14 protein-coding genes are annotated in these 13,203 nt (G+C 56.5%); 5 read left to right on the forward strand and 9 right to left on the reverse strand.

Annotated elements, in window-relative coordinates:
• Window positions 1-231: 231 nt before the first annotated feature.
• Both ACZF99_RS25130 and ACZF99_RS25135 read right to left on the reverse strand, forming a co-directional pair.
• Window positions 232-417, reverse strand: a complete 186-nt coding sequence (locus ACZF99_RS25130; protein WP_483607601.1) for a hypothetical protein — start codon at window positions 415-417, stop codon at window positions 232-234.
• A gap of 140 nt (window positions 418-557) precedes the next feature.
• The gene (locus ACZF99_RS25135; protein WP_483607602.1) at window positions 558-1,052 is read right to left on the reverse strand and encodes a glutathione peroxidase; all 495 of its coding nucleotides are present in this window, start codon (window positions 1,050-1,052) and stop codon (window positions 558-560) included.
• Window positions 1,053-1,658: 606 nt separating this feature from the next.
• Between ACZF99_RS25135 and ACZF99_RS25140 the strand changes: the two genes are divergently transcribed.
• The 5 genes from ACZF99_RS25140 (at window position 1,659) to ACZF99_RS25160 (ending at window position 5,954) form a co-directional block, all read left to right on the forward strand.
• The gene (locus ACZF99_RS25140; protein ID WP_483612966.1) at window positions 1,659-2,093 is read left to right on the forward strand and encodes a MarR family winged helix-turn-helix transcriptional regulator; all 435 of its coding nucleotides are present in this window, start codon (window positions 1,659-1,661) and stop codon (window positions 2,091-2,093) included.
• Window positions 2,094-2,155: 62 nt separating this feature from the next.
• A complete protein-coding gene (locus ACZF99_RS25145; protein WP_483607603.1) occupies window positions 2,156-2,338 on the forward strand; it encodes a DUF2524 domain-containing protein in 183 nt (60 codons plus the stop codon).
• Window positions 2,339-2,617: 279 nt separating this feature from the next.
• Window positions 2,618-3,460, forward strand: coding sequence for a helix-turn-helix domain-containing protein (locus ACZF99_RS25150; RefSeq protein WP_483607604.1), 843 nt, complete (start codon window positions 2,618-2,620; stop codon window positions 3,458-3,460).
• Window positions 3,461-3,552: 92 nt separating this feature from the next.
• Window positions 3,553-4,560 carry an ABC transporter substrate-binding protein gene (locus ACZF99_RS25155; RefSeq protein ID WP_483607605.1) on the forward strand — a complete coding sequence of 336 codons (1,008 nt, stop codon included), beginning with the start codon at window positions 3,553-3,555 and terminating at the stop codon, window positions 4,558-4,560.
• Between the two features lie 185 nt (window positions 4,561-4,745).
• Window positions 4,746-5,954 carry an MFS transporter gene (locus ACZF99_RS25160; RefSeq protein ID WP_483612968.1) on the forward strand — a complete coding sequence of 403 codons (1,209 nt, stop codon included), beginning with the start codon at window positions 4,746-4,748 and terminating at the stop codon, window positions 5,952-5,954.
• Window positions 5,955-5,980: 26 nt separating this feature from the next.
• Here the strand turns inward: ACZF99_RS25160 and ACZF99_RS25165 are convergent, their stop codons facing one another.
• The 7 genes from ACZF99_RS25165 to ACZF99_RS25195 all read right to left on the reverse strand — a co-directional run bounded on the left by ACZF99_RS25165 (window position 5,981) and on the right by ACZF99_RS25195 (window position 13,199).
• Window positions 5,981-6,940: an ion channel gene (locus ACZF99_RS25165; RefSeq protein WP_483607606.1), complete on the reverse strand. Its 960-nt coding sequence runs from the start codon at window positions 6,938-6,940 to the stop codon at window positions 5,981-5,983.
• A gap of 96 nt (window positions 6,941-7,036) precedes the next feature.
• On the reverse strand, window positions 7,037-7,429 hold the full coding sequence (locus ACZF99_RS25170) for a DUF350 domain-containing protein (RefSeq protein WP_483607607.1): 393 nt from the start codon (window positions 7,427-7,429) through the stop codon (window positions 7,037-7,039).
• Window positions 7,426-8,067 (reverse strand): signal peptide protein, encoded by a 642-nt coding sequence (locus ACZF99_RS25175; protein ID WP_483607608.1) that lies wholly within the window; start codon window positions 8,065-8,067, stop codon window positions 7,426-7,428. Before ACZF99_RS25175 ends, ACZF99_RS25170 begins: the two co-directional genes overlap by 4 nt.
• Window positions 8,068-9,270, reverse strand: coding sequence for a glutathionylspermidine synthase family protein (locus tag ACZF99_RS25180; RefSeq protein ID WP_483607609.1), 1,203 nt, complete (start codon window positions 9,268-9,270; stop codon window positions 8,068-8,070).
• On the reverse strand, window positions 9,270-10,010 hold the full coding sequence (locus ACZF99_RS25185; protein ID WP_483607610.1) for a hypothetical protein: 741 nt from the start codon (window positions 10,008-10,010) through the stop codon (window positions 9,270-9,272). Before ACZF99_RS25185 ends, ACZF99_RS25180 begins: the two co-directional genes overlap by 1 nt.
• A gap of 30 nt (window positions 10,011-10,040) precedes the next feature.
• Window positions 10,041-10,244 carry a hypothetical protein gene (locus ACZF99_RS25190; RefSeq protein WP_483607611.1) on the reverse strand — a complete coding sequence of 68 codons (204 nt, stop codon included), beginning with the start codon at window positions 10,242-10,244 and terminating at the stop codon, window positions 10,041-10,043.
• A 1,536-nt stretch (window positions 10,245-11,780) separates the two neighbouring features.
• Window positions 11,781-13,199 carry a hypothetical protein gene (locus ACZF99_RS25195; protein WP_483612970.1) on the reverse strand — a complete coding sequence of 473 codons (1,419 nt, stop codon included), beginning with the start codon at window positions 13,197-13,199 and terminating at the stop codon, window positions 11,781-11,783.
• Window positions 13,200-13,203 lie beyond the last annotated feature (4 nt).

The following is a 13,203-nucleotide window of genomic DNA, read 5'->3' on the forward strand; positions in this document are numbered from 1 at the left end:
CTTTGCCCTTTCAACGGCCTGTTCTATCTGTTTTTTCATATAGAACGGGCTGGTTTTCTTCTGGCCGCATAGAGCCGCATATATTTCAACTTCGTCCTGCCTCCGATGCCTTCAACCGAGACCTTGTTTCCGTCCTCCACCCTACCGATACCATGCCCCCAACCTTCTCCCTCTACCAACGTGTACAAGGTAAACTAGTTAATACCCACTTCACCGTCCCGTATCGCCTGGCTAGTTGGAAATCCTCCACTTAAATCCGGCCCATTTACCCAATTGGAGGATGCTAAGTGGATTTTCTCCACCTAAATTATGGAGATTTGCTCGAAAACGGTCATTTTGGGCAAAAAGAAGTGCTGGATTTCCAACTAATTTCCTCAAAACCTCACTTTTCGCTTGAAATAAATGTGCTTTTTCCACTTAATCTTTGCCTCCGCTGCCTCCGATTGAAACGCAAACGCGAAGTGGATTTCATCACGAATCCAGGTTAAAACAAAATGCCCCGCTTCTCTCCAATAATGGAAAAGAAACGGGGTAGACTGCCTCACGATGCTATCACATTACACTCGGACCGGCGCACCCAACAGCTCGCGGATCTGCCCTTCGATGCTCTCCGGTTCATCCGTTGGGCCGAAGCGCTTAACGACCCTGCCGCTTCGGTCAACGAGAAACTTCGTAAAATTCCATTTAATCAGCTTGGAGCCAAGCACGCCCGGCGCTTCCTTCGTCAGGTGCTTGAACAGCGGATGAGCGTTTTTCCCATTGACATCGACTTTGGAAAATAACGGGAACGATACGCCGAAATTCAGCTCGCAAGCCTGCGCCACCTCTTCGTCCGTCCCCAGCTCCTGGTTGGCGAATTGGCTCGAGGGGAATCCCAATACGGCAAACCCCTGATCCTTGTAAGTATCATGCAGCTTCTGCAGCCCTTTGAATTGCGGCGCAAACCCGCATTTGGTCGCCGTATTCACGATCAGCAGCACTTGACCGCGGTAAGGCTCCAACGTTTGAACCTGGCCTTGAATCGTTTTAACTTCAATATCGAATAATGACATCCACGGCACCTCCAGCACCCATTTAAATTAAGTGTAATTTAATTGTATGCAATCATTATCGGCGTGTCAATTTTCGATTGCTGTCCCTCGCCTCGCGGTGAAGGAAGGCATCCGTTCGGTCGTGTTGGAGCTGTGCCTATGCGGTCGGCTGGTTCGCTGCGGTCGGCTGGTTCGCTGCGGTCGGCTAGTTCGACTACGGTCAGCTACGATCGGATGCGATCGACTAGTTCGCTGTGTTCGGATGCGGTCGGGTCCGTTCGGCTCCGGTCGGCGCTAACGCTGGTGAGAAACGCTAATGCGGCCAATTTGCTGTTGTAGAAGTTCTAACGCTGCTGAGCCACTCTATTTCGAAGAAATCCCCCGAATTCTTCCGCAAAAAGGGGTAATAAGCTCTGTGATCCGCGTTAGAAGCGTAAACCGGTGATTTAGACTGAAATAAGCTTTGTGACAAGCGTTAAAGTCCGGGTCTCCGGGCAACTCCCTCCGTCTGCCGGGCTCCGGTCCGCCTCTTTACTCGAAATGCGGAGCAATGCTATAATGGCTCAACAATCGATAAATTGCGCACAATTAAATGGCAGGTGGATCTAAGTGAATACCGACGAATTGATGAAACTGGATAATCAGCTTTGTTTCGCTTTTTATACCTGTTCCCGTGAGATCATGAAGCTGTACCGGCCCCTGCTGGCTGAGTTTGGCTTGACCTATACGCAATACATCACGCTGCTCGCGTTATGGGAGCGGGACGGCGTCACCGTCAAGGAGCTGGGCGCGGTGCTGTACCTCGACTCGGGTACTTTAACCCCGCTGCTCAAGAAGCTGGAACAGATGAACCTGGTCACCCGGACGCGGGATAAATCGGACGAGCGCAGCGTCATCATCGAATTGACCGACGAAGGCAAAGCTCTGCGCGACAAAGCTTGTACCGTACCGCTGCGGCTGTTTGCCGGTACCGGCGCGGAGGTTGAGGACATCGCCGACATGCATCGGCAGATCAATGAGTTCCTTCGCAAAATCGGCGGCGGCTCCGTCCAGCCTGAATAAGTTCTCCCTAAACCCTCCATAATAGGGAACGATAACGGAGTAACCGATGGAGGAGGATCAGCATGCTGGATCATCTCGAGAGCGACTATGACTGCGCCCGCGCGGGCGAAGATCTGCACCGTTTGAAGCAAGAACTGGCCTCGATGCGAGGGTTGGGCCAAGCCGACCCGCAGACGCAGGAGCAAATCAACCGGCTCGAAAACCAAATCGCGTTCATCATGAACAAATGCGACATTCATCATTAAGCCGATAAAAACAAAACACCCGTCTCCGCCGCTTGTCAGTCAGCGCGCGGGATACGGGTGTTTTCGTTGCGGTCGGCAATTCCTCGGCGTAGCCTCCGTTATTTTAGGCCGGCCGGGTCAAAGCGCTCCGGGAGCTGTTTCCACGATTCCTGCGGCCACGCCGGTTGCCCGCTTCTTCCCCGTAATACGGCAATACGGCGTCAAAGCTTCCCTTTTCCCCGCGGGCTTGTCCGAGTAAAATAAATGAAGCGCGACTCCCCCATACCTACCGGAGAGCAGGTGATTTCCATCGTTGACTTGAACGAACTGGCCGGGCAGTTTGCTGCCGGCGCATTAACGATTCATGGCGTTTATTTATCGAGTCTCGAACCGGGGCAATACAACGGGCATTCCAAAGAACACCCCACACCGTATGCCGGTTTGGTATTCGCCTTGCAAGGGCAAGCCGAGTTCGCCTTCGACGGCACCCCTTGCGAGCTGGTTCCCGGGGTCGTTGCGCACGGCGCGCAAAACATGACGCTGCAATTGAAGGTGCCCGCTTCGGGTTTTGAATACGTCCTGATCCATTATACGCTTGAGCTGCCCGCCGAATGGAAGTACGCGTACCCTCGGACGCATTATGCACTGGAACCGGGAGAGAACCCCCGGATCGTGGAAATGCTGCGCCAGTTGCATGCGGCCGCGAACACGCCGGGTTCCCTGCAGGCGGTTCGCGTGAAAGAACTGTTCTACGGAACGATCGGCGAGGTGATCCGTTGCGCCCGCAACCGCTTGAACGTGGAGAGCCGCAGCGCCGTCGAACACGCGTTGGAGTATATTCACGCTCACTATATGGAGCCGCTCAATTTGCGGAAGTTGGCCGGCCTGCATGATTGGGACGTCAAAAAATTCGCTTACGCCTTCCATAAATACGTCGGCTTATCCCCGATCGATTACGTCATCCGGCACCGGATGGCCCGGGCCAGCGAGCTGCTGGCCACCAGCCGCTGCAGCGTTGGCGACATCGCGGAGAGCGTCGGTTACGGCGACGCCCATTATTTCAGCCGGCTATTCAAAAAGCATGTCGGCTGCGCTCCCAGCGAATTTCGGGCCCGAAACGGAAATGATCCACCTTCCCTTTGACAATTGTCTATTCTCAAGCCCGCCCGGTTTTGATTATAATTTGATTTGAAAATGAAAATCATTATCACTATACCGAAGCGGAGGAACGACAAGTGTTGCGACCATTCAAAAAAAGGGGACTGCTTCCCCTCCTGATTATTTTATTGTTATCCCTAGCGGCGACGGCCTGCGGAACGAATGCGAATCCGGCTGCTCCAACCGGCGAAAACATCGGCGGAACGGGTGAGGCGGCGGGGAGCGGTTCGGATGAGGCTTCCGGCAATGCGGCGCAGACCGCGAAATTTCCGATCACCATTCAGCACGACAAAGGCGAAACGGTGCTGAACGAAAAACCGAAGAAAGTCGCCGTCACCTATTTCCCTTATGCCGACCATCTGTTTGCGATCGGGGAGCAGGACGTCGTGGCCGGCGTTGTCGGCCTGAAATCGCTGCAGAATTTTCCCGTCTACGATGCCTACACGAAGCAGGACAAGATCGCCGATTTAGGCGATACGGCCAGCATGGAGAGCATCTTGGCGCTGGACCCGGACGTCATTATCGCCTGGGAGGACGACGAGAAGATTTATGACCAGCTGTCCAAAATCGCCCCCACGATCCTGATTCGCCAATCCGAAAACTGGCAGGATACGATCGGGAAAGTTGCCGCCGTTGTCGGGGAGGAAGCCAAAGCCGAGCAGTACATTGCCGACTACAATGGGAAGCTGGACGCGCTCGCGGCTAAAATGGACGAGACCGGCGCAAAAGGAAAAACGGCCATCTTCATGATGACCTGGGGCAAAGGCTTCAACTATTACGGCGGTGTTCGGATGGAGCCGTATTACGATCGCCTGGGCTTCGCCAAATTCGCTGGGATGGAGGACTGGGCGGAAATCAGCCTGGAGGGCGTGGCCGGCATTAACCCGGATTATATTTTCCTCGGGGAGGATTTCACCGGCGCCGCGGAGCTCACGTTGGAGGCGCTGGCCAATAACCCGGTCTGGAACGGGCTGAAGGCGGTCAAGAACGGCAACCTTCACGTGATCGACACGGAAATCGTCGGACCGCTGGCCATGGGCCAATCGAAAGGGCTGGACGTGATCGGGCAAATCATGGAGAAGTAGCCGCCGTATCCCTCCCGCAAACTGAGGATAGATAGGAGCTCGAAATTGTGTTACGATGTGGCTGTTCGTTTCATTCCATCCCATCGTGAACCTCAGGAGGGCATCTTTTGAAAGCGAAATCTCGACCTGATGCGGAGAGGGCGGCCGCACACGCCGCACCGTCCGCTTCCGTCAAACGGAATTACATCTTTCAACTGTTAACCGTCTTCATCGGTTTCTTTATTTTCGGCTTCTCGGAAAATATTAAAGGCCCCGCCATCCCGCGCATCCAAACGGATTTCGGCATCGACGAGATGCAGATCGGGACGCTGCTCTCGCTGAATTCGCTAGGGTATCTGCTGGCTTGTTCGTTTACGGCCTACCTGACCCGCAAATGGGGCGCCAAAGCGGTGACGATGCTTGCCTTCGGTTCGATGGCCGCGTCCGGAGTGCTCATCTTCGCTTCGCGCAGCTTCCCGGCGTTGTCGGGCTCCTACTTTCTGATGTACATCGGCAACGGGATGCTCGAAATCGCGCTGGCTATTCTGGCCGCCCGCATTTTCGTCGGCAACACCGGCACGATGATGAATCTCGCCCACTTCTTCTATGGGCTAAGTTCCACCGTGGCGCCGATGATCGCCTCGGGGCTGATGACCGTCTCGATCGGCGGGCATGTGCTCGATTGGCGCGGCATGTATCTCATTATGCTGTCCCTTTCGGTCATTCCGATGATCCCGACGCTACTGAGCCGGTTTCCGGGCGAAGAAGAACAAAGCGGCGAGCGGATTCCATTCACGCAGCTCATGCGCGATCCGGCCATCTGGCTGATCGTGCTGGTGCTCTCGTTCGGTGTTGTATCGGAGATGGCCGTAGGCGGTTGGCTGGTCAACTTTCTGGAGAAGGCCTACCACTGGAATACCACCAGCGCTTCAGGCATGTTGTCCGCCTTCTTCTTATGCTTTACGTTCGCGCGGCTGGCACTCGGACCCATTACGGATAAAATCGGCTTTACGCTCTCGCTGATTCTGTTCTCCGCCTTCTCGGGGGTCTGCACCTTGACTGCCATTTGGGCCGGTGAACCCGGGGCCTTCCTGTTCGCGGCGGCCGGTATCGGCATCGCTCCGATCTACCCGACCGTCATGGCGCTGATCGCCAAGAAATACCGCTCCTCCAGCGACTCCGCCATCACCTTCATCGTTACGCTGATGGGGGTTGGCAGCGTCGTCGGCAACTATCTGATCGGCGCGATCACCAACGGCATCAAAGAGCTCGTCGCCGGCGGCGCCGACACCGGGCTTGGCTTGCTGCGCGGCCTGCAGGCCGGATACGCGTTCATCGGCATATGCGCCTTGTTATGCGCGGTGTGCAGCCTCGTTTTGTTTGGCTATCTGCGCAAACGGAACGAACTGCTCTAACGCTGCCCTTCTGCCGTTGCTCGCGATTAAGACGATGAGCCGGCGATTCGCCGATACGTGGCATCGTCGGCCACGACGTAGAGCCGCGCCTCCGCAGGAATCGGCTGGTCCAGCTTGCGGTTGATGCCCAGATCGCCGCGGTCCGCCAGTAAGGTTGCCCCTTGCCGGAGCAGCGCCTCAAAGGCATCTCCGTACGTGCTCCAGTCCCGCTGTACCGGGACTTCATAAATATCGTCGCCGTATTGACGGCTGAGCAGTTGGCGAATTACTTCGGAGTTGCCCGCCTGCAGCGCAGATCGGACCGCCAATCGCGAAATGGCGTCATGAGACAGCACAAATTCGTTCACTTGAACGTGGCGGAAGTTCTGGATATGTTTTTCCTGCGTGATCTCCACGGTTGTATGTACCTGCGGCGCCAGGCGTTCGATGCTGGAGGCGATCAACAGCGATTTGCCGTCGATCAGCGAAAACTCCTCGATCCGCGTATCGGCAAAAATGATCGCCGCCTTCGCTCGATCGATGCCGGCTTTCATCAGGATGTCATCCGAGGCCGGATCGCCGCAGACGAAATGCACCTGATGCATATGCTCCAGCGGATGCCGATCCCCTTCGTCAATAATGACGATGCGGCTCTTGGGAGAGTAACTCAAAATTTCCTCCACCGCCGACTGCGCTTTTTTGCTCCAATTGATCAAAATGATCTGGTCTTCGCCCCGAAAGCTCAAAGCCCCCGCTCCTCTCTGCCGCTGAAAGCTCCCGATGGAATCGATCACTTTCCCGATCACCAAGCTCAGCAGCCCGATTCCGAAAATGTACAAAAACATCGTAAACACTTTTCCCTGCACCGTTTCGGTAAAATAATCGCCATAGCCTACCGTGGCCATGGTCGTCATCACCCAATACAGCGCGTTAAACCAACTGCCGAACGTAGCCGGCTCGAGTCCGTAAGCGATGGTAGCGCTTAGCGTTACGAATGTCAGGATCATGAGTATGATCGACGTTTTGCGCAAGCGCATCATCCGTGTTGTAATTCTGAGCAAAAAGTGCATTTGACTGCCCCTTTTTCAAAATTCATGTCCGTCTTAAATGATCAGGCTGCTGACGGCGAAGGCCATGCCGATAAACACCAGGCACAGCAGGGTGCCCACTGCGACATTGCCTTTCTTCAACTGATCGGAAATGTTGAATCCCGGCGTCACCAGTTCAAAGATCCAATAGGACGCCACGAGGCAGACGTACCCGACGGCAAACCACAGGATCATATGCATAATGGAGGTGTTCGTAAAAGCCGAAACCCCGAGGATGATCGCCGTACCGAGGAATTTGCCGCCCAGCGCCAGGGCGACGGCGACATTGCCTTTCTTGAGCTCTTCCATGTCGCGGTACGGAGTCATCCAATTGAACACCACCATCCCCAGCAATTGCAGCAAAATCATCACGACAACGCTAACCACAATATTCACTACGATCGTCACTTCGCCCACCCCCGAAATTTCGCAAATGCCAAATCATAATCGGCAAAATCATGCACTTCCTCCAGCACGACCGATGCCGTCTTCGCTTTCTCCAACGCCGCGTACCGCGCGTCGTCGATCGGCTGCTTGATCCGGTTTCCGGTCGGCAGCTCCAATACGGCGAAATTCCGCGTTTTGCCTTGATACTCCGTTTTGTACACGCCGACGAGATCGACGTCGGTCGTAATCGCCACCTTCAGTTCGGCCAAATCCTTCTCGGCGGAAGCCTGATCCGGATAAGACTTCAGCGTCGTCCAGGAGGACAAGCGTACTTCATTTTTCTGGTTCTCGTCCGTGGTCAGCTCGGCATCCATAAACTGCAGAATCCAGATTTTGTCGCCGGTTGCGTAATTGTTGTCGTTCGGCAGCAGGTCGTTGTCGGGCAGAATCGTCATGTCGCTGCCCACCAAATCGCCGACCGTCGCTTCCACGATTTTGTAATCCCAAGGAACGCGGGCGGTCGTTAATGCCGACTCCGAGCCGGCAGCGGTGGAGAAGACGCTGGACGTATTGCCGCAGGCGCCGAGTACGGCCACAGACACCGCCAGCAGCAATGTAACGAGGAACCGCCGCGCCCAAGGGGGCTTCGAATATTGCATTTATTTCACTCCTAACGCGATAAAATGACTGGTATTGCCGGTGATCGGTCCGCCGGCCCGCCCCAGCAGGCCGCAAGGCGTCCCGTTCAGGACGAACATGCCGGTCAGCAAATGGCGTTCGCCCACGACCGTTTCGATCCGCGCCAGCTCGGCTCTTTTTTGATATACCGTAGGAAACAAGACGCTGCTGTCGAAGCCCTCCCGGTCCTCCAATTCCAGCCGTCCCTCCTCGTCGAACAAGCGTACCGAACCGCCTTCGCGCCCGAACATCGACTTGGATACGAACCCGCCGGAGAAAACCGGTTTGTTATAGGTCGGCAGCATATACCTGGCGATCGCTTGCCGCTCTTCCTCATCAAACAGCAAACCCAACTCGTAAAGCCCCCAGACGGCGGCAAGCAACCCCTTGGATTGCAGCAAAATGCTGTGCGGCCCGTTGAAGATGGTGAGCCGGCCGGTTTCGATCGCGTAGCTCAACGCCTCGCCGGCATCGTCCACCGCCATCCATTCCTTCGGATATAATGCAAACAACCGCTCGATGACGCGGCCGTCTTTATTCTTGAGCGTCCCCTCGTCCACCCACAGCTCCAGGCAATCTTCGTAGTGGAGATCCAGTCCGCTGTGCCGACCCAAGGCTTCGATCGTGCCGGAATCCTCCAGATGCCAGCCGTAATCGACGCACGCTGCGGTATCCGGCCGCTCGATCGCCCAGGCTTCCGCCACCAGCTCTTTCATGCGCGCATTGGGCGAGGCGTAACCCGCTTGCTCCATCAGCCACGGGGTGGCGATCGAAGCTTCGACGTAACCCGTCGGCGTATCCGCGTTCAGTTCCAGCAGCTTGATCGTGCCATCGTTCGCGATGGCGAAATCGAACCGCGCGTAGCGGCTAATCACTCCCGGCTCCGGCATTGGCAGCTCGTCGAGCATCGTCCACAGGATCGGCGGAATGCCGATCAGCTCATAGAGATCAGGTCGGCGATGGACGTAGCGCACGGCCTTGTCGAGAATGTGCCACAGCGCGGCGGCGGCCTGTTCCATCTCCGCGTAGATCGCCTTCGGCATCAACACCAGTTGGTCGATCCAGTACTCCTCTTCCTCGAGATTCGCCCAAGTAAACCCCAGCTCAGCCAGCTTCGCGACCCGCTCGCTCCGGTCGGGATGCGGCCGGCCGACAACTTCAAACACCCGGCTGCTTCCGTCCATCATCCGCCGAAGCCTTTGCTGGAGCCGCCCGATCTCGAGCCGGAAATCGAGCTCTTGGACGAACTCGAGGAGGACGAGCCTAGCCCGCTTGATTTGCCGCCGATGCCGCCGGATTTCGACGAAGTGGAGCGCCGAACGATCGAACCGGTGGAGGAGGTCGATGTTTTGGGGCGGACCACGGAGCCGGCCATTTGTTTGTTCTGGAACGTCTCGCTGGAATACGTTTTCGGTTTATACGGTGTCGACGAACCCGCGTAGTACCCGCGATGGTTGTCGTGCCAGCGGCTGGACGAGTAGTTCGATCCGCTGTTGAACAGCAGGTGGTACAGCAGCATATCGTCCCAACCGAACCCGGAATGGTAGCCTCCGTAGTTGTTGACGACGGTGGTGCCGTCCGAGCCGCCGGACGCCTCGCCGGAGCCGGCCCCTTGTTCCTCCCCTTGCTCCGCGACCGGAAGCGGAATGTTCCAGTCCACGTTTTTGTCAAAATACTGTTTCACTTCTTCCGTCGACCAGGCGACCAGCTTCGGTTCATCCGCCGACGTGCCGCTCCCCGAGGCCGAAGCCCCGTCACTCGGAATCAGGAAAGCGTTGGCCAACAGCGCAATGCCAAGCGAAGTCGACAAGACGCGGATCGGCTTGCCCTCCGGAGTGAAAAACCTCGATGCGAACGGTTCCTTCGCCGCCGTATTTTGCGCGGCCGCCGTCTCCGTCCGTGTTGCTTCCTCTTCTTTTGCCAAAACCGATTCCCTCCTTACGAAAAAACCATCTTATTCGTGCGCGATTGGGACGAGCAGCAGTTCCAGCTTGCCCTCATCGACGTTGAGCCGTCCTTCCACCGTTTCAAACTCCCGGCTGCCGACAACCAGGTAGTTCACATGCTCCAACGCTGCCACCATATTGGCGCTCCAAACGCGCTCTTCCAGTTCTCGCAGCTCCCCGTCCGGTAACTTTTCATACAACTTTACGTTCATGCCGTTGTCCAATGCGATTCACCCTTTCCATGTACACACTATTTAATGTTACGCATCTGATTCCGCTTAGTTTCATCCAATGTGCAGGGAGAAACAGGGAACGGGCGGGTGGGCGGAATCGGACGGCCCGAATGCTCGGCTTGGTCGACATGGCTCCCGGCTTGGTCTGGCTGGGTCGACTTGGTCCGGCTTCGCCTGGCTCGGCCTGGTGCTGAACCCGTCGAACCCTAATATGGCAACCCCTTCTACGATAGATCCTCCCACCAGCTTACGTCCGTTGCCGGGGAAAAGCAATGCTCAAAAGGAAAGCCCCCCTCTTTGCCCGCAGCTTTAACCAGTTACTTAACCAGTTACTTAACCGGCTACTTAGGCGGCAAGCCTTGTGGCGGTCTGGCCGCTCTCGGCGACCCTTAGTGGCCCCGCGAAGCCTAGCACCCTGGCGGACTTCGGCGGACTTCGGCGGATTTCGGCGGACTTCGATGGATTTCGGCGAATTTAAGCGAGCACCGGGTAGTTCCGGTGGCCCTAGCGGACTTTGGCGCCCCGGCAAAGTGCTAAGTGGAAAAAGTACATCTATTTCGAGCGAAAAGTGAAATTTAGAAGGAATTAGTTGGAAATCCTCCACTTGTTTTGCCCATTTATAGCCGTTTTCGAGCAAATCCCCACATTTTAGGTGTAGAGAATCCACTTAGCAACCGCCGATTGGCTAAATGGGACAGATTTATGTGGAGGATTTCCAACTAGCCCTGCGATCTTCATCCAACTCGTCGATCCCTTGCCGTGCCGTGGTTACCTTTTTCATCACCTGGGCAGGTGGATTCGCAAAATGTCGGCCGAGGGAGATTCGTTTCAGCTTGATAGGTATGGTTTGCGGAGAGCGTAAGGTGTCTGGGGGACAGGGCGGCGATGAGGTGGGTGATAACTAGTTTACCTTGCACACGTTGATAGAGGGAGAAAGTTGGGGGCACGGTATCGGTAGGGCGGAGGACAGATGCAACGTTCCAATCGGAGGCATCGGAGGCAGAAGTAAATGGAAAAAGTACATCTATTTCGAGCGAAAAGTGAAATTTAGAAGGAATTAGTTGGAAACCCTCCACTTGTTTTGCCCATTTATAGCCGTTTTCGAGCAAATCCCCACATTTTAGGTGTAGAGAATCCACTTAGCAACCGCCGATTGGCTAAATGGGACAGATTTATGTGGAGGATTTCCAACTAGCCCTGCGATCTTCATCCAACTCGTCGATCCCCTGCCGTGCCGTGGTTACCTTTTTCATCACCTGGGCAGGCGGATTCGCAAAATGTCGGCCGAGGGAGATTCGTTTAAGCTTGATAGGTACGGTTTGCGGAGATTGTAAGGTGTCTGGGGGACAGGGCAGCGATGAGGTGGGTGATAACTAGTTTACCTTGCACACGTTGATAGAGGGAGAAAGTTGGGGGCATAGTGCGGGTGGGGGGCGACGGCGAACGGGAAATCTACACACACTAAAACAAGCAAAGGAGGCGGATCCATCGCCTCCTTCAGTAAAAAAGACGCCGTTACACCAGAAACATCGCCACCACGGTGGTTACGGCCAGGCCGATGAGCACCGGCTTCAGGTTGCGGCGGGCCAGCTCGAACGGACTCACGCCGCAAATGGCGGCGGCCGGGATGAGCGCCCACGGGATCAGCGTGCCGCCGCCGATCCAGATGGCGGCGACCTGTCCCAGCGCCGTCAGCACGGCCGTGCCGGAGCCGATGGCCGTGCCGAAGAGCTGGGCGATCGAGCCGGCCAGCGAAATGCCCGAGAAGCCGGAGCCGTCCAGGCCGGTGATCGCTCCCGTGACGGCGAGGGTCACGGCGCCGACGATGCCGTTCAGCGGGACGACGTCGGCCAGAGCCACGCCGAGGTCGTTCACGATCCCGTGCGACGTTTCGGGGAGCACCTGCCCGAACAGCTCCTTGATCGCCGCATCACCAAGGTAAAAGAACGCGGCGATCGGGATCACGGGGCCAAACACCTTAAAACCGAAGGTCAACCCTTCGATCAGGTACGAAGTGACCTTCTCCAGGCCCCGATTCCGGTGGGCCAGCAGCGTCACGCCAATCAGGATCAGTACCGCCGTGCCGCCCACCAGCGCCGTCGCGTCGCCGCCCTGCAAATGGAGCAGGAACATCGCGACGACGTCGGCGGCGAAGAGCAGCGGGATCAGGATAGCCAACCATTTCTTGGCCTGCGGAGAGATGGCTGCGCGGTCCTCTTTGCTTGCTGGAAGATCCTCGCCAAGCACGCCGCCCGTGCCCTTCCCGGCCACCAAACCGTCGCGCCACGTCCCGTTCCGCTGATCGCGGCGCATCAGCCAGAAGGCGCTGACCGTACTCACCAGCCCCATGACGAGGACCAGCGGAACGCTAGCCGCCATGACGCTGCCGACGGGCAAGCCCGCCGCATCCGCGGTCAGCTTCGGCGCCCCTTGGATGATATAGTCCCCGGACAAAGCGATGCCGTGCCCGAACAAATTCATCGCCACCGCCGCCCCCAGCGCCGGCAATCCCACGCGAATCGCTACGGGCAACAGGACGGCGCCGATCAGCGCCACCGCAGGCGAAGGCCAGAAAAACAACGAGGTGACCATCATGATGATCCCGATGCCCCAATAAGCCATCGATGGCGTTCGGATGAACCTCGTCAGAGGGGCAACCATCGTTTCGTTGATGCCCGTGCGGATCAGCACCCGGCTCATGGCCACGATGATCGAGATGATCATGATCGTTCCCATTAACTCCCTGGTCGCATAGATCAACGAGTTGAATATACCTGAAACCGAACCGCTAAGCGTTTCCGTCGCAAGCAGCCCCAGCGTAAAAATCCCCGCCACGCAAATCATCGTCGTGTCGCGCCGTTTGATCAGCAACGCCATGATCAATACAATGAACGCCAGATATACGTAGTGAATCGCCGACAACTCTATCCCTATCATG

The sequence above is a fragment of the Paenibacillus sp. JL3B1040 genome (assembly GCF_057063165.1).

Coding starts and splice junctions, on each gene's coding strand:
- ACZF99_RS25180 (WP_483607609.1), bottom strand. CDS start 9,270: ATGGACGGAAGCAGCCGGGTGTTTGAAGTTGTCGGCCGGCCGCATCCC.
- ACZF99_RS25145 (WP_483607603.1), top strand. CDS start 2,156: ATGCTGGATCATCTCGAGAGCGACTATGACTGCGCCCGCGCGGGCGAA.
- ACZF99_RS25175 (WP_483607608.1), bottom strand. CDS start 8,067: ATGCAATATTCGAAGCCCCCTTGGGCGCGGCGGTTCCTCGTTACATTG.
- ACZF99_RS25140 (WP_483612966.1), top strand. CDS start 1,659: ATGAAACTGGATAATCAGCTTTGTTTCGCTTTTTATACCTGTTCCCGT.
- ACZF99_RS25165 (WP_483607606.1), bottom strand. CDS start 6,940: ATGATCCTGACATTCGTAACGCTAAGCGCTACCATCGCTTACGGACTC.
- ACZF99_RS25135 (WP_483607602.1), bottom strand. CDS start 1,052: ATGTCATTATTCGATATTGAAGTTAAAACGATTCAAGGCCAGGTTCAA.
- ACZF99_RS25190 (WP_483607611.1), bottom strand. CDS start 10,244: ATGAACGTAAAGTTGTATGAAAAGTTACCGGACGGGGAGCTGCGAGAA.